The organism is Variovorax palleresanus (genome assembly GCF_051144945.1).
In the GTDB taxonomy this organism is placed as follows: domain Bacteria; phylum Pseudomonadota; class Gammaproteobacteria; order Burkholderiales; family Burkholderiaceae_C; genus Variovorax; species Variovorax paradoxus_S.
Genome location: NZ_JBJNVP010000002.1, coordinates 3,709,952 through 3,729,376 on the forward strand (window position 1 = coordinate 3,709,952; position 19,425 = coordinate 3,729,376).

Here is a 19,425-nt window from a genome sequence, read left to right on the forward strand (position 1 = left end):
ATGGCCATGACCCTTCGCTGCGACCGCGCGCCCGCCTGGGCGCAACTGCGGAGCTACTTCGAAACTGCGGGCCGGCAGTTCGACGTACGCCACGCCTTCGTCGACGACGCGGGGCGCTTCGAGCGCTTCAGCCAGGAGGCGCCGTATGTCTTTGCCGACCTGTCGAAGAACCTGATCGACGCGCACGCCGAAGAACTGCTGCTCGCGCTGGCAACCGAGTGCGGGCTCGAAGCGCACCGCGACGCCATGTTTGCCGGCGAGCACATCAACAACACCGAAGACCGCGCCGTGCTGCACACGCTGCTGCGCGCACCAGCCGGCGCCGCAGTGGGCAGCACCGCGGCCGAACTGCGCGAAGTGCACGCCACGCTCGACGCGATGCTGGCCTACGCCGAGACGGTGCGCAGCGACCACACCATCACCGACGTGGTCAACATCGGCATCGGCGGCTCCGACCTCGGGCCGCAGATGGCGGTGCTCGCGCTGGCCGAGTTCGCGGCGCCGGGCAAGCGCTTTCACTTCGTCTCGAACGTCGACGGCCACGAACTGGCGGGCGTGCTGCGCGACCTGGCGCCCGAGCACACGCTGTTCCTGATCGCGTCCAAGACTTTCACCACGGCCGAGACCATGGCCAATGCGCTCTCGGCCAGGCGCTGGTACGAGCAGTCGGGCGGCACCGACATCGCCGGCCACTTCGCGGCGCTCACCACCAACGTCGAGGCCGCGAAGCAATTCGGCATCGACACCACCTTCGGGTTCTGGGACTGGGTGGGCGGCCGTTATTCGCTCTGGTCGGCCATCGGCCTGCCGATTGCGCTGGCCATCGGCGCCGATGGGTTCCGCCGGTTGCTGGCGGGCGCGCACGCCATGGACGAGCACTTCCGCACCGCGCCGCTGGCGCAGAACCTTCCGGTGCGGCTCGGCCTGCTCGACGTCTGGTACCGCAATTTCCACGGCTTCACGAGCCGCGGCATCGCGCCGTACCACAGCGCCTTGAAGCGCCTGCCGGCGTATATGCAGCAGCTCGAGATGGAGAGCAACGGCAAGCAGGTCGATGCCAGCGGCGCGCCGCTGCCCGCCAGCCTGGGCACCTCGCCCGTGCTCTGGGGCGAGCCCGGCACCAACGGCCAGCACGCCTACTTCCAGATGCTGCACCAGGGCACCGACGTGATTCCGCTCGAATTTGTGGCGGTGCGCGATGCGGCCCACGACCTGGACGGCCACCACCCCAAGCTGCTGGCCAATGCACTCGCGCAGGCGCAGGCGCTGATGGTCGGCAAGCTCGACGCCGGCGGCCACAAGAATTTTCCGGGCAACCGGCCGAGCACTTTCTTCGTGTTCGACAAGCTCACGCCCGAATCGCTCGGCGCCTTTCTCGCGCTGTACGAGCACCGCGTGTTCACCAGCGGCGCGCTGTGGGGCATCAACAGCTTCGACCAGTGGGGCGTGGAGCTGGGCAAGGTGCTCGCGAAAGACATCGAGCCGCGGCTGGCCTCCGGCGACGTCACGGGGCTCGACGCCTCGACGGCGGGCCTGCTGAAACGGCTGGGTAGCCGGGCCTGAGTCTCTGAAGTGCGAGGCAATAGGCCGTTGGTTTGAGAACCAATGGCCGAATTTGCAGTTGAAAGACCCGCCGATATGATCAGCCCGGGGAAGTTTCCCTGGGAACAATCAAGAGGAGTCGATCAATGGACTTTCAAACAGCGGTCAAGACCTGTTTCAGCAAATACGCCGATTTCACGGGGCGTGCATCGCGTTCGGAATACTGGTGGTTCGTGCTGGCTGAGCTCATCGTTCTGATCGTGGCGAGCCTGATCCACCAGTACGTTTACGTCATTGCGGCACTGGGCTTCTTGGTGCCCGCGCTGGCCGTGGGCGCGCGCCGCCTGCACGACATCGGCAAGAGCGGCTGGCTCCAGCTGCTGATGATCATTCCGCTCGTCAACCTGGTGCTGATCTATTTCTTCGTGCAGCCATCGCAGCCCGAGACCAACCCGCACGGGGTGCCCGCCACCTGAAGCGGGGCACAGCGCCCGCTGCGCGCGCTAGGGAACAATCATCAAGGGCCGCGCAAGCGGCCCTTTTTCATGGCTTCTTACATGCTGTATTGCGTTAACTAGGGAATATCCTAGCCAACTGGTGCATGAAAGTACCACCATGACCCGGTGCAGTACCAAAACCGCAAGCGTGCTTCTCCAGAATTCAGGCCACGGCGACCCGACAAGAGGGCGTCGCTCACCTCTAGGAGACAACATGAAGCGTTTTCTGAAAGCGGGCCTCGTCCTCGCACTCGCCGGCACGGGGCTCGCCTCCCACGCCGCCACCGAACTCGTGATTGCCACCGTCAACAACGGCCACATGATCGAGATGCAGAAGCTCACCCCCTTCTTCGAAAAAGCCAACCCCGACATCAAGCTCAAGTGGGTGACGCTGGAAGAAGGCACGCTGCGCCAGCGCGTAACCACCGACATCGCCACCAAGGGCGGCCAGTTCGACGTGATGACCATCGGCCTGTACGAAGCGCCGATCTGGTCGAAGAAGGGCTGGCTCCAGCCCATTGCCACCGACGCCGCCTACGACGCGGACGATCTGCTGCCCGCCATCCGCGCCGGCCTGTCGTACGAAGGCAAGCTTTACGCCGCGCCGTTCTACGGCGAGAGCTCGATGCTCATGTACCGCAAGGACCTGGCCGACAAGGTCGGCTTCCAGATGCCCGAGCAGCCCACCTGGGCGCAGGTGAAAGAGCTCGCCGGCAAGATCCATGACCCGAAGGCCGGCGTGTACGGCATGTGCCTGCGCGGCAAGCCGGGCTGGGGCGACAACATGGCCTTCCTGACCACGCTGGTCAACACCAACGGCGGCCAGTGGTTCGACATGCAGTGGAAGCCGCAGATCGACACCAAGCCCTGGAAGGACGCGATCAACTTCTACGTCGACCTGATGAAGTCCTACGGCCCTCCGGGTGCATCGGCCAACAGCTTCAACGAGAACCTTGCGCTCTTCAACGAAGGCAAGTGCGGCATGTGGGTGGACGCGACCATTGCCGCCTCGTTCATCAGCGATCCGAAGCAGTCGAAGGTGGCCGACAAGGTCGCGTTCGCACAGGCCCCGGTGGCCGTGACGCCGAAGGGTGCCAACTGGCTGTGGACCTGGAACCTGGCCATTCCGGCAAGCTCGACCAAGGGCGCCGCCGCGCAGACCTTCGTGAAGTGGGCAACTTCCAAGGAGTACGTCAACCTGGTGGCCAAGGAGCACGGCTGGGGCACGGTGCCCACCGGCACGCGCAAGTCGACCTATGCGAACCCCGAGTTCCAGAAGGTCGCCAAGTTTGCCGCGGCCGAGAAGAAGGCCATCGACACTGCCAACCTCAGCGACAGCACGCTGCCCAAGTCGCCGTACGTCGGTGTGCAGTACGCGGCCATCCCCGAGTTCCAGGCCATTGGCGTGGCGGTGGGCCAGCAGATGAGCGCGGCGCTGTCGGGCAAGGTCACGGTCGACCAGGCGCTGAAGACTTCGCAGACGGCGGCCGAGCGCGAGATGAAGAAGGCTGGGTACTACAAGTAGCAAGCCGTCTTTCCCCTCTCCCCCCGGGGAGAGGGCAGGGTGAGGGGGCAGCGTGTCCATGAGCGCCGCCGCATGCCCTCACCCCAACCCTCTCCCTCAAGCGGGAGAGGGGGCAACAGCCTGAGAGGAACACAAGATGAAACGACTCCTGCCCCGGGCCCTGATGGCGCCCGCCGTGCTCACGCTCTTCCTGTGGATGATCGTGCCGCTTGCGATGACGTTGTACTTCTCGTTCGTGAACTACAACCTCATGCAACCCGGCGAGCGCACGTTCGCGGGCATCGAGAACTTTCATTACTTCATTACCGACCCGGACTTCTGGCCCGCGACCTGGAACACGCTGCTGCTGATCGGCAGCGTGATCGTCATCACGGTGGTGTTCGGCGTGCTGCTCGCCCTCTTGGTGAACGAGCCCTTTCCGGGCCGCGGCATCGTGCGGGTGCTGCTCATCTCGCCGTTCTTCGTCATGCCCGCGGTCAATGCGCTGCTGTGGAAGCACATGATGATGAATCCCATCTACGGCATCCTGGCCGACGTGTGGCGCTTCTTCGGTGCGCAGCCCGTCGACTGGCTCACCGACGTGCCGCTGCTGTCCGTGATCATCATGGTGGCATGGCAGTGGCTGCCGTTCGCCTGCCTGATCTTCATCACCTCGCTGCAGTCGCTCGACCGCGAGCAGATGGAAGCCGCGCGCATGGACGGCGCAAGCGCATTCCAGCGCTTTTTCTACCTGACCATTCCGCACCTCGGCCGGCCGATGGCGGTGGTGATCATGATCGAGATGATCTTTCTGCTCAGCGTGTTCGCCGAGATCGCCATCACCACCAATGGCGGCCCGGGCAACGAGAGCACCAACATGACCTACCTGATCTTCAAGCAGTCGCTGATGAATTTCGACGTTGGCGTGGCTTCGGCCGGTGCGCTCTTCGCGGTGGTGCTGGCCAACATCGTGGCCGTGTTCCTGATCCGCATCATCGGCAAGAACCTTGATTGAAGGAACGACCATGCAACCCAGCAATTTCCTTCCGCAACTGCTGCGCACCGCGGGTGCGTGGGCGCTCGCACTGCTGCTGTTCTTCCCGCTCGGCTGGCTGTTTCTCACGGCCTTCAAGACCGAGCTGCAGGCCATCCACGTGCCGCCGCTCTTCATCTTCGAGCCCACCCTGGGCAACTTCAGCGAAGTGCAGCGCCGCAGCGACTACCTGCTGTATGCGCGCAACTCGCTCATCACCAGCCTGGGCTCGACCATCATCGGCCTCTTGATCGCGGCGCCCGCCGCGTATTCGATGGCCTTCTTTCGCACGAAGAAGACGCGCGACATCCTGATGTGGATGCTCTCCACCAAGATGATGCCGGCCGTCGGCGCGCTGGTGCCGATCTACGTGCTCGCACAGACCGCGGGCCTTCTGGATTCGCTCACTGCGCTCACGGTCGTGTTCACGCTGTCGAACCTGCCGATCATGGTGTGGATGCTCTACAGCGCCTACAAGGACATTCCGAACGAGATCCTCGAGGCCGCGCGCATGGACGGTGCGACCCTGTGGACCGAGTTCCGCCACGTCGTGCTGCCGCTGTCGGTCGGCGGCCTGGCATCGACCGGCCTGCTGTGCCTGGTGCTGAGCTGGAACGAGGCCTTCTGGGCACTCAACCTCAGCTCGGCCAAGGCCGGCACGCTGGCCACGCTCATTGCCTCGTACTCCAGCCCGGAGGGCCTGTTCTGGGCCAAGCTGTCGGCTGCCTCGCTGATGGCCATCGCGCCCATCGTCGTGTTCGGCTGGTTCAGCCAGAAGCAGCTCGTCCAGGGCCTGACCTTCGGCGCCGTCAAGTAAAGAAAGGGAGACACCTCATGGCTTACCTGCAACTCAAAGACATCAAGAAGAGCTTCGGCGACGTCAACATCATCAAGGGCGTCGACCTCGAAATCCAGAAGGGCGAGTTCATCGTCTTCGTCGGGCCTTCGGGCTGCGGCAAGTCGACGCTGCTGCGCCTCATTGCGGGGCTCGAGCCGATCACCAGCGGCAACCTGCTGCTCGACGGCAAGGACATCACCTGGGCGCCTTCGGGCAAGCGCGACCTGGCGATGGTGTTCCAGAGCTACGCGCTCTATCCGCACATGAGCGTGTACGACAACATGTCCTTCGCGCTCAAGCTCGCGGGCGTGCCGAAGAGCGAGATCAAGACCAAGGTCGAGTACGCGGCCAAGACGCTCAATCTCACGCAATACCTCGACCGCACGCCCAAGGATCTGTCGGGCGGGCAGCGGCAGCGCGTGGCGATCGGCCGCGCGATCGTGCGCGCGCCCAAGGTGTTTCTGTTCGACGAGCCGCTGTCCAACCTGGATGCGGCGCTGCGCGGCAATACGCGCGTCGAGATCCACAAGCTGCATCGGTCGCTCGGCGCCACCACCATCTACGTGACGCACGACCAGGTCGAGGCCATGACGCTGGCCGACCGCGTGGTGGTGCTCAAGGACGGTCTCATCGAACAGGTCGGCACGCCGCTCGAACTCTATGACCATCCGGCCAACCAGTTCGTTGCGCAGTTCATCGGCATGCCGTCGATGAACATGGTGGCGGCGAGCGCGATTCCGAGTTTCTCGGCCGCGACCGGCGGGCGCCTGCCGAACGACGGTTTCCTGGGCGTTCGACCCGAAGGCCTGCGCGTGCATCCGAAGCAGGCCGCTGCTGCAGGCGTGCCCGGCCGTGTCGAGCTGATCGAGGCGCTTGGCGCCGACACGCTGATCCACGTCGACGTGGGCGGCGTGCCGCTGATTGCGCGCCAGAACGAGCGCACGCCGCTGCATGCGGGCGATGACGTGGCGGTCGAGCTCGATCCCTCGGTGCTGCATCTGTTCAACCGCGAAGGCCGCGCGGTTTCCGCCTGATTTTTCTATTTTTCTTCCGGACATTTACCGTGATCCTTGCAGCAGCGCCTCTTGCGCCCACTCCACCGGTTCTTTCGGAGTTCACGGTGCTTCACCTTGGACTCGGCTCGTTCCACCGGGCCCACCAGGCCGTCTACCTTCAGCGGCTGATCGATGCGGGCGACACCCGTTGGTCGCTCTCGGGCGCCAACATCCGGCCCGACATGGCGGATGTCGTTGCAGCCCTGCAGGCGCAGGGCGGACGCTACACGCTCGAAACCGTGTCGCCTGCGGGCGAGTACCGCTACGAAGAGATCGAAGCCATTCGCGAAGTGCTGCCGTGGGAGCGCTCGCTGGCCGCGGTGATCGCGCGCGGCGCGGCGCCGTCCACGCGCATCGTGTCCTTCACCGTGACCGAGGCGGGCTACTACCTCGACACCAAGGGCAAGCTGGACCTGTCTTTCGGCGATCTTGCGGCCGACATCGAGCGCGCGCGCCGCGGCGTGACATGGGATGAGGGCGGCGAGGGCGTGACCATCTACGGCGCCGTCTGCGCGATCCTGCGCGCGCGCAAGGCCGCAGAGGCCGGTGCCGTGACGCTGCTCAACTGCGACAACCTGCGCCACAACGGCGACCGCTTTCATGCCGGCTTGCTCGAGTTCATCGAGCGTGCCGGCGATGCCGAATTGCTCGCGTGGGTGCAAGCGAATACCGCCTGCCCCAACGCGATGGTGGACCGCATCACGCCGCGCCCGCCGCCCGAATTGCGCGCGCGCGTGCAGGCCGCCACCGGACGCGACGATGCGGCAGCGATCACGGGCGAGAGCTTCATCCAGTGGGTGATCGAAGACAACTTTGCGGCCGGCCGTCCCGACTGGGGCCGCGTGGGCGTGGAACTGGTCGACTCCGTGCAGCCTTATGAAGAGGCCAAGATCCGCATCCTCAATGCCACGCACAGCTGCATTGCCTGGGCCGGCACGCTGGCCGGGCTGGGCTTCATCCACGAGGGCACGCACCACGCGGCGATCCGGAAGATGGCCCACGACTACGTGACCGACGACGTGATCCCGTGCCTCAGCCCAAGCCCGATCGACCTTGCGGCCTACCGCGACGTGGTGCTCGACCGTTTCGGCAACCCCGCGATCCGCGACACCAACCAGCGCGTGGCGGCCGACGGTTTCTCGAAGATCCCGGGCTTCATCGCCCCCACGGTGCGCGAGCGGCTTGCCGCGGGGCAGCCGATCGACAGCGTTGCGATGCTGCCGGCGCTGTTCCTTGCCTTCCTGCAACTCTGGCATCGCGGGGCGTTGCCCTATGCCTACCAGGACCAGGGCATGGACGAGGCCGTGGCGCACGCCATCTGCGATGCCGCCGATCCGGTGCTTGCGCTGTGTTCGGACGCCGGACTGTGGGGCCCCGTCGCGGGCAATGTGCGGCTGATCGACGCCGTGCGCGGTGCGAGCGGTCGTGTGGCAAATTTTGTGAGTTCAGGAGCAACGATATGAGTGAACGTCTGAAGAACCGCCACGTACTGCTGACCGGCGCCGGTGGCGGCATCGGTCTGGCCGTGGCCGAAGCCTGCATTGCCGAGGGCGCGCGCTGCAGCGTGGTCGACCGCGTGGCGGCGGCACCGGAGGCGGTGCGGGCGCTGCAGCAGCAACACCCCGACAAGCTCGCCTACATCGCGGCCGACGTGACCGACACGCAGGCCATCGCGCACATGCTGGCCGAGGCGCAGGTCGCCTTCGGGCCCATCCACACGCTGTTCAACAATGCCGCGGTGTTCGACCTCGCGCCGCTGCTCGACAGCGACGAGGCATCCTTCGACAAGCTCTTTGCCGTCAACGTGAAGGGCATGTTCTTCGTGATGCAGGGCGTGCTGCGTCACATGGTCGAGGCCGGCACGCAGGGCGCTTCGGTCATCAACATGGCTTCGCAGGCGGGGCGGCGCGGCGAGGCGCTGGTGTCGCACTACTGCGCCACCAAGGCCGCGGTCATCAGCTACACCCAGAGTGCCGCATTGGCCATGGCGCCGCATGGCATTCGCGTCAACGGCATCGCCCCCGGCGTGGTCGACACGCCGATGTGGGACCATGTCGACAGTTTGTTCGCCAAGGCCGAAGGGCTGCCGCCCGGCGAGAAGAAGCGCCGCGTGGGCCTGGAGGTGCCGCTCGGCCGCATGGGCGTGCCGGCGGACGTTGCGGGTGCGGCGGTGTTTCTCGCCAGCGATGAGGCGCGCTACATCACGGCGCAGACCTTGAATGTCGATGGCGGCAATGTCATGAGCTGAACTGAAGGCCTGCTTCTTCCCGGCACGCAATCCATGAACGAAGATTTTCATCTGTACCTCGACAGCGCCGACATCGCCGAACTGCAGACCTGCCTGCCGCATCCGGTGGTGCACGGCGTGACGACCAACCCGACGTTGCTGCAGCGCGCGGGAGTCGGCCGCGGCGAAGTGCCGGGCTTGCTGAAGCGCTGCATCGATCTGGGCGCACGGCAGGTGCAGGCGCAGGTGTATTCGAGCGAGGTCGACGGCATGCTCGAAGATGCCCGCGCCTTGCTGTCGCACTTCGAGCTGGGCCAGTTGGTCGTGAAGATTCCCGCCACGCGCCAGGGCCTCGATGCCGGCGCGCGGCTCATTGCGCAAGGCGTGCCGGTGACGTGGACGGCCGTCTATGCGCCCGAGCAGGCGCACTTTGCGGCGCAGCTGGGCGCGGCGTATGCGGCGCCTTACCTGGGGCGGCTGGAAGATGCCGGCATCGACGGGCTGGCGCTGATCGCGCAGATGCAGGGCCTGGTCGCTCAGCGGCCTTCGTCTGGCACGCGCCTCCTGGTGGCAAGCATTCGATCGCGCGAGGCGTATCTTTCGTTGCTGGGGTTGGGCGTGGGGGCAATCACGATTCCGCCGCGCCTTTTTGCCGAACTGCTCGATCATCCCGCCACGCTGGCGGCCGAGCGCGGCTTCCTGGCCGACGCGCGCGCCTTGTCCTGAAAGAAGAGAATCCGAGAACCATGCGCATTGCACTCACGGGCGAAGCCCTGATCGATTTCACCGCCAGCGAGGCCGGCACGCTCGCGTTCCTGGGCCACGAGGGCGGCTCGCCACTCAACACGGCTGTGGCCTGCGCGCGCCTCGGGCAGCCCACCGGGTTTCTCACCCAGCTGTCGACCGACCTGTTCGGCGAACGGCTGATGCGCTTTCTCGAGCGCAATGGCGTGGACACCAGCTTCATCCTGCGCAGCAATGCGCCGTCGACCCTGGCCTTTGTCGAGCGCACGCCGCAGACCAACCGCTATGCGTTCTACACGCGCGGCAGCGCCGACGCGACCTGGGCCCCCGAGCCGCTGCCGCAGCTGCCGGCCGACTGCCGCTTTCTTCATTTCGGTTCCATCTCGCTGCTGCAGGAGCCGGCGGCCACGCGCATCGCCGAACTCGTCACGGCCAACGCGGGGCGGCGCGTGATCGTGTTCGACCCCAACGTGCGGCCGAGCCTGATTCCCGACATGGCGGAGTACCGCGTGCGCGTCATGGACTGGTTTGCAATGGCCGACCTCGTCAAGCTCAGCGACGAGGATGCCGAACTGCTGGCACCGGGCCAGCCGGCCGATGCACTGGCGGCGCAGTGCCTGCGAGCCGGCGCGCATGCGGTGATCGTCACGCGCGGCGGCGCGGGTGCCACGCTCTGGCGCACGGGACACGAGCCGCTCACCGTGGCGGCGCCGCGCGTCGAGGTGGTCGACACCATCGGCGCGGGCGACACCTTCACGGCGGGCCTTTCGGTCGCGCTGCTGGCACATGGCGTCGAGCACCCGGCCCAACTCGGCCAGCTGGCGGACGAAGCCTGGCGCCAGGTGATGCGCTTCGCCGCGACGGCGGCCGCCCTGAACTGCACCCGCGAAGGGGCCGATCCACCCACGCTAGCAGCGGTTCACGCCGCGCTGGCGCAGGAAGACAATGGAGCCGTCGCTTCCCGGTCCTGACTCCGTGCTGCCATGACCACGTCCACACGCAAACGCTCGATTCCACGTCAGCGCCAACCCGAGCTGGAACGCGACATTGCGCGCTCCCCGTCGCTGGGCTACGAAGCCCCCGAAACCGGCCTGGTGCGCTGCCTTGCGCACGGCTTTCCCAGCCCGCTGGTGCGATGGCACTTTCATGAAGACTACGAACTGCACCTGATCACCGAGACCTCGGGCAAGGCCTTCATCGGCGACTGGATCGGGCCGTTCCAGCCCGGGCACCTGGTGCTGTGCGGGCCGCGGCTTCCGCACAACTGGATCTCTCTCGATGTACCCGAAGGCGGCGCCGCGGGGCGCGACCGGGTGATCCAGTTCCGCCACGAGCCCATCGAACGTGCGGCGGAGGAGATTCCCGAACTGCGCGAGGTGATGCAGCTGTTCGAACGGGCGCGGCACGGTATCGAGTTCTTCGGCATGTCGCAGCAGGCGCAAATGCACTGGGACAGCATCAAGGCCGCGCGCGGCATGCGCCGGCTCGGCCTGTTCCTCGAGTTCATGGCCGATCTGGCGCAATGCACCGACTACCGGCTGCTGTCGAGCGTGCAGATGCAAGGGGCACACGGCGCCGATGGCGATGCGCAGGTCGACCAGATCAACGGCATCGTCAACCGCATCACCGCCAACCTGGCAGAGCCCATCTCGATGTCCGACGTGGCGGCCGAGCTCGGCATGAGCGAGAGCCGCTTCAGCCGCTTCTTCCGGCGCTCCACGGGCAACAGCTTTACCGACTTCGTCAACCGCGTGCGCATCAACAGCGCCTGCCATCTGCTGATGCAGACCGACCACTACGTGACCGACATCTGCTACCAGGTCGGCTTCAACAACGTCGCCAACTTCAACCGCCGCTTTCTCGAAATCAAGGGCATGACCCCGAGTGAATTCAGGCGCCAGGCCGACACCCGCTTCGGCTGAGGTCGGGACGCCCCGCTTTCAAGACGCAATCAGGGAGCACCATCTTGTATCTGGGACTCGACCTCGGCACGTCCGAGCTCAAGGCGCTGCTGCTCACAGGCGATCACCGCATCGTTGGCTTGGCACGCGCACCGCTCACGGTCGATCGGCCGCAACCGCTCTGGTCGGAGCAGGCACCGGGCCAGTGGTGGCAGGCGCTGGAGCAGGTCATGGCCGAGCTGCGGGAGGTGCACTCCGGGGCGCTGTCGGCCGTGCGCGCCATCGGCCTCTCGGGCCAGATGCACGGCGCCACGCTGCTCGATGCGGCGGGCGAGGTGCTGCGGCCCGCCATCCTCTGGAACGACGGGCGCAGCGGCGCGCAGTGCGAGGCGCTCACGCGCGCTGTGCCGCGCCTGGGCGAGATCGCGGGCAACCTGGCGATGCCCGGATTCACCGCACCCAAGCTGTTGTGGGTGCGCGAGCACGAGCCTGAAATCTTCAATCGCGCGGCGCGCGTGCTGCTGCCAAAAGACTGGTTGCGCTTCATGCTCAGCGGCGAGGCCGTCAGCGAGATGTCCGACGCCGCCGGCACGCTGTGGCTCGACGTCGGCGCGCGCGACTGGTCCGACGAGCTGCTTGCGGCCACGGGGCTCACGCGCGACCACATGCCGCGGCTGGTCGAGGGCAGTGAAGTGTCGGCGCAGCTCAAGCCCGAACTTGCGGCGCGCTGGGGCGTCGGCAGCGGCGCTGCTGTGCTCATTGCCGGTGGCGCGGGCGACAACGCCGCGAGCGCCGTCGGCATGGGTCTGGTGGAGCCGGGGCAGGGCTTCGTCTCGCTCGGCACCTCGGGCGTGGTGTTCGTCTCGACCGACCGCTTTCTGCCGAACCCGGCGCAGGCCATGCATGCCTTCTGCCACGCGCTGCCGAAGCGCTGGCACCAGATGTCGGTGATGCTCTCGGCCGCAAGCGCGGTGAGCTGGGCCGCCAGCACATTCAAGTTTGCCGACGAGGCCGCGCTGCTCGAAGCGGCCGCGTCGGTCGAGCCGGCACGGCGCGAGCGGTGCCCGTTGTTCCTGCCGTACCTGTCGGGCGAACGCTCGCCGCACAACAACCCCGATGCGCAGGGCGTGCTGTTCGGATTGACGCATGCACATGGAGCGGCGGAAATCGCCTACGCCGTGGTCGAAGGCGTGAGCTTCGGGCTGCGCGACGGGTTCGACACCCTGCGCCTGCCTGCCGACATGCCGCTGCGCGAAGTTGCGCTGGTCGGTGGCGGCGCACGCAGCGTGTGGTGGGGCCAGTTGCTGGCCGACATCTTCCAGGTGCCGCTCACGCTGTATGCGGGCAGCGAAACGGGCGGCGCGCTCGGCGCGGCGCGCCTTGCCTGGCTGGCCGACGGCGGCACCGTGGCCGAGGTGTGCACGCTGCCGCCAGTGAGGCAGCAGCTCGCGCCGTCGGCGGTCGATGTGGATTTGCACAGCACGCGGCATGCGCGATTCCGGGAGCTTTATATGGCGCTGCGCGACCAGTTCCGATAACGGATACAACGCTCCGAGCGCCCATAAAAAAAGCCCGTCGCAAGACGGGCTTTTTTATTTCGCGGAACACCGCGGAACCGGGTTTGCCGGGCCGCAGGTGTTGCCCCCGGTAGGGGGTGGGCGTAGCGGACACGAAGTGCCGCGCAGCCTGGGGGCGAGCGAAATTTACATCCCCATGCCGCCCATGCCGCCCATGCCACCCATGTCGGGCATGCCGCCGCCGGCACCGGCTTCGTCCTTCGGTGCGTCGGCGACCATGGCTTCGGTCGTCAGCAGCAGCGAAGAGACCGATGCTGCGTTCTGCAGCGCGGTGCGGGTGACCTTCGTCGGGTCCAGGATGCCCAGCTCGAGCATGTCGCCGTACGTGTCGTTGGCAGCGTTGAAGCCGTAGTTGCCCTTGCCTGCGAGCACAGCGTTCACGACCACCGAGGCTTCGCCGCCGGCGTTGTTCACGATTTCGCGCAGGGGGGCTTCGATGGCCTTGAGCACCAGCTTGATGCCGGCGTCCTGGTCGGCGTTGTCGCCCTTGATCGAGTCGCCCACGGCTTGCTTGGCACGCAGCAGAGCCACGCCGCCGCCAGCCACAACGCCTTCTTCCACTGCAGCGCGGGTGGCGTGCAGGGCGTCTTCGACGCGAGCCTTCTTTTCCTTCATTTCGACTTCGGTGGCAGCGCCAACCTTGATCACTGCAACGCCGCCGGCCAGCTTGGCCACGCGCTCTTGCAGCTTTTCACGGTCGTAGTCGCTCGTGGCTTCTTCGATCTGCACGCGCACTTGCTTCACGCGGGCTTCGATGTCGGCCGCAGCGCCCGAACCGTCGATGATGATGGTGTTTTCCTTGCCCACTTCGATGCGCTTGGCTTGGCCGAGGTCGGCCAGCGTCACCTTTTCGAGCGTCAGGCCCACTTCTTCAGCGATGACCTTGCCGCCCGTCAGGATGGCGATGTCTTCGAGCATGGCCTTGCGGCGGTCGCCGAAGCCAGGAGCCTTCACAGCCACAACCTTCAGGATGCCGCGGATCGTGTTCACGACCAAGGTAGCCAGGGCTTCGCCTTCGACTTCTTCGGCAATGATCAGCAGGGGACGACCAGCCTTGGCGACTTGTTCCAGGGTGGGGAGCAGGTCGCGGATGTTGCTGATCTTCTTGTCGAACAGCAGCACGAAGGGGTTGTCGAGCAGCGCCGATTGCTTCTCGGGGTTGTTGATGAAGTAGGGCGACAGGTAGCCGCGGTCGAACTGCATGCCTTCGACGACGTCGAGTTCGCTGTCGAGCGACTTGCCGTCTTCCACGGTGATCACGCCTTCCTTGCCGACCTTGTCCATCGCGTCAGCGATGAGCTTGCCGATGGTTTCGTCGCTGTTGGCCGAAATGGAGCCGACTTGCGCGATTTCCTTCGACGTGGTGGTGGGCTTCGAAGCCTTCTTCAGCTCGGCGACGAGGGCCGTGACAGCCTTGTCGATGCCGCGCTTCAGGTCCATCGGGTTCATGCCGGCAGCCACCAGCTTGAAACCTTCGCGAACGATGGCTTGTGCCAGCACGGTCGCGGTGGTGGTGCCGTCACCGGCGTTGTCCGAAGTCTTGGAGGCCACTTCCTTCACGAGCTGGGCGCCCATGTTCTGGAGCTTGTCCTTGAGTTCGATTTCCTTGGCGACCGACACACCGTCCTTGGTGACGGTGGGGGCGCCGAACGAGCGCTCGAGCACCACGTTGCGGCCCTTGGGGCCCAGGGTCACCTTGACTGCGTTGGCCAGGATGTTGACACCCTCGACCATGCGTGCGCGGGCTTCTCCGCCGAAGACGACGTCTTTTGCTGCCATGTTGATTTACTCCGAATGGGATGGATTGATTACTTCTCGACGACCGCGAACAGGTCGTCTTCCTTCATGACGAGCAATTCGTCACCGTCGACCTTGACGGTCTGGCCGCTGTACTTGCCGAACAGGACGCGATCGCCGACCTTGACGGTCAGTGCGGTCAGGTCGCCCTTGTCGGTGCGCTTGCCCGGGCCCACGGCCAGGACTTCACCCTGATCGGGCTTTTCGGCGGCTGCGTCGGGGATGACGATGCCGGAGGCAGTCTTGGTTTCGCTGTCAATACGCTTGACGATCACGCGATCGGCCAAAGGACGAAGTTTCATTGCATCTCCTGGATAAGAAACGGGGTTGTGGTCGGGCGCCGGACCCGAGGCCGGCGACCCATCGACTGGAAGCGAGGCTTGTTAGCACTCATCAGCAGCGAGTGCTAATGATAAGGGCAATCGGCGGACTTTCAAGGCCGGGGGTGGGTGGGTGCTGTCGGTTCTCTGCTGCTGACTCCGAACTCTTCTCATCCGACTCGGACTGCACGACCGTGCTATTTAAGGGCTTTCTCAGGAGGCGAACAGCCTCATGTCCGTTGCTTGTGCTTCAGCGAAAAGCTTTCGGTCGCCACACGAGAAAGGCCAGCACACCCGCCGCCATCCGCCCGAACGACGGCAGGCCCTGCATGAGGAAGGCGCCAGTGTCGCGCGCGACGCGCCAGCCGGAAAAGCCTGAGTTCAGGTCGCAGCGGCACAGCGACCACCAGCAGCGCAGCACGTCGAGCGAGAGGAAGGTCGCAGCCAAGCCGAGTGCGAGCACGGTGCGCGCGCGTCCAATCCCATGGTGCGCCGCCACGTCGGCCGCGACGTGGCCGTGCGCGATTTCCTCGCGCGCGTGCCAGCGCCACATGCGAGAGTGAGCGGAGTCATCGTCTGGCAGCAGGTCGGGATGCGCCAGGATCTCGCGTGAGAGCACGATCGTCAGATGCTCGAAGGCCACAACCAGCGCCAATCGCATCGTCAAGCTGCACTTTGCAATCTCGTCGGTGACGCGCATCGCGCGCTCGGCTGCGGGCGCCGCACCGGGCGTGGCTTTGATCAGTGCAGCGTTGTAGCGATCATGCGCGCGTTGATGCGCACGTTCTTCCCGGATCAGCCGGCTGACCTCGGCATGCAACGCGGTGCTGGCGGAGCTGCCAGCGACGCGCTGCCATTCCTCGATCGTCGCGATGACGAAGGATTCGCCGGTGGGCAAGATCAGCGAAAGCGCATCGAACAGGCGACTGCGGGGAATCGTGCGGTTCCAGATGACGGCCTCGCCGGAGGTGGGCGCGGTCATGAGTCGGCCTTTGCGACGCTGGGGGGCAACCACAGACGTGGTCCTTCGCGCAGCCAGCGCCGCGCGAAATCTGCATAGGCGACCGGCACGGCGGATGCGTCTTCACGAAGGCGGTCCGGGGCGGCGATCCACACCGCGTTCGGCTGGCGATGATGCACGCGGTGCAGCGACCGATGCAGCATGATCCATCCCAGTCCGAACGGGAGTGTGACGTCATGAGCCAGTTCGCTCGCGACGCGCCGCGTGCCGGCCGGCGCCACTGCGGTGCCGTAGTGCTCGGCCTGCGTCAGCGGAAAGTCGATCCACCCCGATATGCACAGCGGGATCGCATAGGCCCAGAAGAAGGCGTGCGGCGCGAGCCAGCAGGCCAGCGCGACCGCGCTGGCGCACAGCAGCCACGAGACCGTCGACAGGCGACGCGCCGCTCGACGGTCTAGTGGCACAAGGCCGCCGCCCACGCGGTTGATATGGAACGCAACCCAGAATACCTCCAGCGGAGCCAGTGCCCAGATCCAGCGCGTGCGCCAACTCAGCGCGTACAAGCTCCCTTCCGGATCGTCGTCGTTGCAGGTCGCGAGGTGGTGCTTGAAATGAAAGTAGCGGAATGCGGTGAAGTTCTCACCGATCAAGGACGCACAGGCATTGCCGGCCAAGTCATTCAGGACCCGGTGGCTCAGGAAGCTTCGATGCGCCGCAAGGTGCTTGACCTCCTGGCAACCGAGGAAAAGCAAGGCCTGAACGATGGCCAGTGGCACGTCGATCCACACCGAGCGGACCGTCGCCAGCAAGGTGGTGTTGACGACGACGGCGAGCAGGAACAGCCCGCCGGCCAGGTCGCAGGTGAGTCGCAGGCCCATCGCCGGGCCAGTTGTTGTCGCGCGGCCCGTACTCACAGCATCGTCACCAGGTGGCGGGTGACGCGCTGCGTAGACGTCAGCGGCATCATCTTCCAGACGGGCTTGAGCAGCGACAGCGGCACGGTGCCGCGCAGGATCACGCCGTGGTCGAGCGAGCGTGCGTGAGGGAAGTAATCGGGTTTCGCGCAGACGATGTCCTTGAAGCCGCGGCCATGGTAGTAGCGCAGTTGCGGATCGACCGGTACGCCGGCGCGTTGCAGCGCGACGTAGTCTTGCACCGATCCATCGCGATGGGACCGGAGCCAGCCTTCGAAGCCGGGGATCGGTGAGCCGAGGTAGATGTGGCGCCAGCCGCTCTTGAGCGCGTGGGGCCAGAAGAACTCGAGCAGCGCTTCGACGCCGCTCGGATGGCTGCTGCTGAGGCTGATGCCGAACAGCGAATGGCCGCGCGCGGGCCGGGGCGAGTCGACGCAGTCAACCCACGACGCGGCATGACACCAGAAATCCGCGTGGACAGGACGCATGAAGAGCGATGCGAGCAGCGTGTCCGTGTTCTTGCAGAACGCGCCTACCGAAAGGCTCGGATAGTCCTCGAGGCGCTGCATGAGATCGTCTGGCGATGCTGCCTGGACGGTGTCCCACTTTTCGCGTTCGAGCGTGAGCAGGGCCGGCAGGTCGCGGCGGGTCAGGAACCGGGCATGTGTGAGAAGAGGGAACGGCGAGTGCGACAGGGAGACGGAAGAGGACGTTGACAACACTGGGCGTGAGAGCAGGTTCCGGATCGGGATGCCGATTACGCTTGTGTCAGGTTACGTCGCGGTGACCGCCTTGTGACAACGAATCGACAGTCACAACTGGTCCGTCGGCACGAACCAGGAGAACAGCAGCAGTTGCAGCCGCGTGAGCAGGCTGGAGTCGGGTTCGCTGTCCAGCACCTCGTTGTCCACGTCGCCGGTGCCAATCCATTGCACGTTCTCGCCGTCGGGCATGAGCACCACGCGGTAGACGCCCTCGATGTCGTCCAGCTGGTAGGCATACAGCAGCGCCTGGGCCAGTTCGAAGCTGCGCACGCGAACCCCGAATTCGGTGTTCAACCGGGCCGAGCGGGGGTCGAGGTTCATGGAGCCAAGCAGCACCCATTCGCGGTCGACCAGCGCCAGCTTGGCATGCAGCCGGCCGCGCGCTTTCTTGAGCAGGGTGCGGAACTGGCGGTTGCGCTTGAGCTGCTGGGTACTGACCTCGTAGAGGTTCACGCCCAGCTTGAGCATGTCGACGCGGTAGCGGTTGTAGTTGATGTTCACCAGCGGTTCGTCGCTGTCGGCCAGCGAATTGGTGATGACGCTGATGCGCACGCCGCGTGCGCGGCCTTCCCGGATGCGCGCCATGCCGTCCTCGCCTGGAATGAAATAGGGCGAGATCACCACCACGTCCGAGCGCGCGCTCGCCGTCATTTCATGGAACCGCGCCGCAAGTGATTCGGCCGGCGACGCAAGAGTGCCAAGCGCCTTGTTGGGGCTGTCGGCTGCGGCATGCGCGTCGGCGCGCATCCACTTCACCCGGTCAATGTCGGCCAGTTGCGTGCCGAGCGTCGCGTCGCCCAGCAGGTCGGTGCCGGAAAGAGGGGTGGGCAGGGGTGCATGGACCGGTGAGGTGGCGGCTTCGAACTGGGACTTCAGCGTCTCCGGGGTGTCGCTGGCGCCGGCAATCCGCTGAAGCGGATAGACCACGTCGCTGTTCCAGTAGGTGTCGAAGATGCGCGCCGCTTCCGGCACCACGGGCCCCGCCATGAGCAGTTCGAAATCGATGAAGTTGGCGCCCTCGCTGCGCAAGAAATACTCGTCGGCCAGGTTGCGGCCACCGGCAATCGCCATGGCACCGTCGGCCACGAAGAGCTTGTTGTGCATGCGATGGTTGAGGCGGCGGAAATCGCCGAAAAACTCCAGCCACCGCGTGGCCGAGTGGTCGCGGGCGTTCACGAAAGGGTTGAACAGCCGGACTTCGGCATTGGGTTCCGCGGCAAGGCCGAGCAGCAGGCGGTCCATGCCGGCGGTATAGAAGTCGTCGAGCAGCAGGCGCACCCGCACGCCGCGCCGCGCGGCATCGCGCAGTTCGCGCAGCAGCAGCCGGCCGGTCTTGTCGTTGCCGAGCTGGTAGGTCTGAACGTCGAGCGAGGTTTGTGTCCGCCGCATCAGCTCGATGCGGGCATCGAGCGCAAAAGATGCCTCGACCAGTGGCCGGATGCTGGACAACCCGTCGCTCGCGGCGTCAAGGCGGGCCGCCGCGCGGCCAAGCGTGGTGGCGGGCGAGGCCGCAATCGAGAGCGTCGGCGGCTCGGCTGCGCGCGGAGGAAGGCCGGCACAACCTGCGAGAGCCAGCGCAAGTCCAGGAACCATCAGCCGAAGCGCCAGGCCGCGCAACGCGAAAAACGAAGAAGCAATGAACTGGAGCATGGGGCCTGCCGACGCACAAAACGTGCGGCCGGATCGTAGCCGCTTTGCGCTGTATCTCCGGCGCCCGCCAAGGTTCGAATGTGGAGGACTGGCTAACACCC

Annotated in this window: 18 protein-coding genes; 12 read left to right on the forward strand and 6 right to left on the reverse strand. The window is 65.8% G+C overall.

Annotation, left to right across the window (positions count from 1 at the left end):
* The 12 genes from pgi to xylB all read left to right on the forward strand — a co-directional run bounded on the left by pgi (position 1) and on the right by xylB (position 12,879).
* Positions 1-1,563 (forward strand): glucose-6-phosphate isomerase, encoded by a 1,563-nt coding sequence (gene pgi / locus ACJ7Z0_RS21215; protein ID WP_434791417.1) that lies wholly within the window; start codon positions 1-3, stop codon positions 1,561-1,563.
* 125 nt (positions 1,564-1,688) lie between these two features.
* A complete protein-coding gene (locus ACJ7Z0_RS21220; protein WP_431124408.1) occupies positions 1,689-2,018 on the forward strand; it encodes a DUF805 domain-containing protein in 330 nt (109 codons plus the stop codon).
* 235 nt (positions 2,019-2,253) lie between these two features.
* Positions 2,254-3,564 (forward strand): ABC transporter substrate-binding protein, encoded by a 1,311-nt coding sequence (locus ACJ7Z0_RS21225; protein ID WP_434791418.1) that lies wholly within the window; start codon positions 2,254-2,256, stop codon positions 3,562-3,564.
* A gap of 136 nt (positions 3,565-3,700) precedes the next feature.
* Positions 3,701-4,558: a carbohydrate ABC transporter permease gene (locus ACJ7Z0_RS21230; RefSeq protein WP_434791419.1), complete on the forward strand. Its 858-nt coding sequence runs from the start codon at positions 3,701-3,703 to the stop codon at positions 4,556-4,558.
* Between the two features lie 10 nt (positions 4,559-4,568).
* On the forward strand, positions 4,569-5,393 hold the full coding sequence (locus ACJ7Z0_RS21235) for a carbohydrate ABC transporter permease (RefSeq protein WP_431124399.1): 825 nt from the start codon (positions 4,569-4,571) through the stop codon (positions 5,391-5,393).
* A 17-nt stretch (positions 5,394-5,410) separates the two neighbouring features.
* Positions 5,411-6,448: an ABC transporter ATP-binding protein gene (locus tag ACJ7Z0_RS21240; RefSeq protein ID WP_434791420.1), complete on the forward strand. Its 1,038-nt coding sequence runs from the start codon at positions 5,411-5,413 to the stop codon at positions 6,446-6,448.
* A gap of 86 nt (positions 6,449-6,534) precedes the next feature.
* Positions 6,535-7,932: a D-arabinitol 4-dehydrogenase gene (gene dalD / locus ACJ7Z0_RS21245; protein WP_434791421.1), complete on the forward strand. Its 1,398-nt coding sequence runs from the start codon at positions 6,535-6,537 to the stop codon at positions 7,930-7,932.
* Positions 7,929-8,717 carry an L-iditol 2-dehydrogenase gene (locus ACJ7Z0_RS21250; RefSeq protein ID WP_434791422.1) on the forward strand — a complete coding sequence of 263 codons (789 nt, stop codon included), beginning with the start codon at positions 7,929-7,931 and terminating at the stop codon, positions 8,715-8,717. Before dalD ends, ACJ7Z0_RS21250 begins: the two co-directional genes overlap by 4 nt.
* 33 nt (positions 8,718-8,750) lie before the next feature.
* Positions 8,751-9,422 (forward strand): transaldolase family protein, encoded by a 672-nt coding sequence (locus ACJ7Z0_RS21255; protein WP_434791423.1) that lies wholly within the window; start codon positions 8,751-8,753, stop codon positions 9,420-9,422.
* 20 nt (positions 9,423-9,442) lie between these two features.
* Positions 9,443-10,411, forward strand: a complete 969-nt coding sequence (locus ACJ7Z0_RS21260; protein WP_434791424.1) for a carbohydrate kinase family protein — start codon at positions 9,443-9,445, stop codon at positions 10,409-10,411.
* 12 nt (positions 10,412-10,423) lie between these two features.
* Positions 10,424-11,362, forward strand: coding sequence for an AraC family transcriptional regulator (locus ACJ7Z0_RS21265; protein ID WP_434791425.1), 939 nt, complete (start codon positions 10,424-10,426; stop codon positions 11,360-11,362).
* Positions 11,363-11,406: 44 nt separating this feature from the next.
* Positions 11,407-12,879, forward strand: coding sequence for a xylulokinase (xylB, locus tag ACJ7Z0_RS21270; protein ID WP_434791426.1), 1,473 nt, complete (start codon positions 11,407-11,409; stop codon positions 12,877-12,879).
* Positions 12,880-13,044: 165 nt separating this feature from the next.
* On the opposite strand, the gene groL is transcribed toward xylB, so the two are convergent.
* From groL to ACJ7Z0_RS21300, 6 genes are all read right to left on the reverse strand, one after another.
* Positions 13,045-14,697: a chaperonin GroEL gene (gene groL / locus ACJ7Z0_RS21275; RefSeq protein ID WP_021005833.1), complete on the reverse strand. Its 1,653-nt coding sequence runs from the start codon at positions 14,695-14,697 to the stop codon at positions 13,045-13,047.
* A 29-nt stretch (positions 14,698-14,726) separates the two neighbouring features.
* Entirely contained in the window at positions 14,727-15,017 is a 291-nt protein-coding gene (locus tag ACJ7Z0_RS21280; protein WP_021005834.1) for a co-chaperone GroES, read from the reverse strand.
* 268 nt (positions 15,018-15,285) lie between these two features.
* Complete coding sequence (locus ACJ7Z0_RS21285) at positions 15,286-16,017, reverse strand: metal-dependent hydrolase (RefSeq protein WP_434791427.1); 732 nt, start codon at positions 16,015-16,017, stop codon at positions 15,286-15,288.
* On the reverse strand, positions 16,014-16,874 hold the full coding sequence (locus ACJ7Z0_RS21290; RefSeq protein ID WP_431124373.1) for a fatty acid desaturase family protein: 861 nt from the start codon (positions 16,872-16,874) through the stop codon (positions 16,014-16,016). Before ACJ7Z0_RS21290 ends, ACJ7Z0_RS21285 begins: the two co-directional genes overlap by 4 nt.
* Before the next feature lie 32 nt (positions 16,875-16,906).
* Positions 16,907-17,632: a ubiquitin family protein gene (locus ACJ7Z0_RS21295; RefSeq protein WP_434791428.1), complete on the reverse strand. Its 726-nt coding sequence runs from the start codon at positions 17,630-17,632 to the stop codon at positions 16,907-16,909.
* 90 nt (positions 17,633-17,722) lie between these two features.
* Positions 17,723-19,324 carry a phospholipase D family protein gene (locus ACJ7Z0_RS21300; protein ID WP_434791429.1) on the reverse strand — a complete coding sequence of 534 codons (1,602 nt, stop codon included), beginning with the start codon at positions 19,322-19,324 and terminating at the stop codon, positions 17,723-17,725.
* Positions 19,325-19,425: the final 101 nt, after the last annotated feature.

Excerpts from the sequence above, each read along its gene's own strand:
- pgi (WP_434791417.1), top strand. The coding sequence starts at position 1 with ATGGCCATGACCCTTCGCTGCGACCGCGCGCCCGCCTGGGCGCAACTG.
- ACJ7Z0_RS21220 (WP_431124408.1), top strand. The coding sequence starts at position 1,689 with ATGGACTTTCAAACAGCGGTCAAGACCTGTTTCAGCAAATACGCCGAT.
- ACJ7Z0_RS21225 (WP_434791418.1), top strand. The coding sequence starts at position 2,254 with ATGAAGCGTTTTCTGAAAGCGGGCCTCGTCCTCGCACTCGCCGGCACG.
- ACJ7Z0_RS21230 (WP_434791419.1), top strand. The coding sequence starts at position 3,701 with ATGAAACGACTCCTGCCCCGGGCCCTGATGGCGCCCGCCGTGCTCACG.
- ACJ7Z0_RS21235 (WP_431124399.1), top strand. The coding sequence starts at position 4,569 with ATGCAACCCAGCAATTTCCTTCCGCAACTGCTGCGCACCGCGGGTGCG.
- ACJ7Z0_RS21240 (WP_434791420.1), top strand. The coding sequence starts at position 5,411 with ATGGCTTACCTGCAACTCAAAGACATCAAGAAGAGCTTCGGCGACGTC.
- ACJ7Z0_RS21250 (WP_434791422.1), top strand. The coding sequence starts at position 7,929 with ATGAGTGAACGTCTGAAGAACCGCCACGTACTGCTGACCGGCGCCGGT.
- ACJ7Z0_RS21255 (WP_434791423.1), top strand. The coding sequence starts at position 8,751 with ATGAACGAAGATTTTCATCTGTACCTCGACAGCGCCGACATCGCCGAA.
- ACJ7Z0_RS21260 (WP_434791424.1), top strand. The coding sequence starts at position 9,443 with ATGCGCATTGCACTCACGGGCGAAGCCCTGATCGATTTCACCGCCAGC.
- ACJ7Z0_RS21265 (WP_434791425.1), top strand. The coding sequence starts at position 10,424 with ATGACCACGTCCACACGCAAACGCTCGATTCCACGTCAGCGCCAACCC.
- groL (WP_021005833.1), bottom strand. The coding sequence starts at position 14,697 with ATGGCAGCAAAAGACGTCGTCTTCGGCGGAGAAGCCCGCGCACGCATG.
- ACJ7Z0_RS21280 (WP_021005834.1), bottom strand. The coding sequence starts at position 15,017 with ATGAAACTTCGTCCTTTGGCCGATCGCGTGATCGTCAAGCGTATTGAC.
- ACJ7Z0_RS21285 (WP_434791427.1), bottom strand. The coding sequence starts at position 16,017 with ATGACCGCGCCCACCTCCGGCGAGGCCGTCATCTGGAACCGCACGATT.
- ACJ7Z0_RS21290 (WP_431124373.1), bottom strand. The coding sequence starts at position 16,874 with ATGGGCCTGCGACTCACCTGCGACCTGGCCGGCGGGCTGTTCCTGCTC.
- ACJ7Z0_RS21300 (WP_434791429.1), bottom strand. The coding sequence starts at position 19,324 with ATGCTCCAGTTCATTGCTTCTTCGTTTTTCGCGTTGCGCGGCCTGGCG.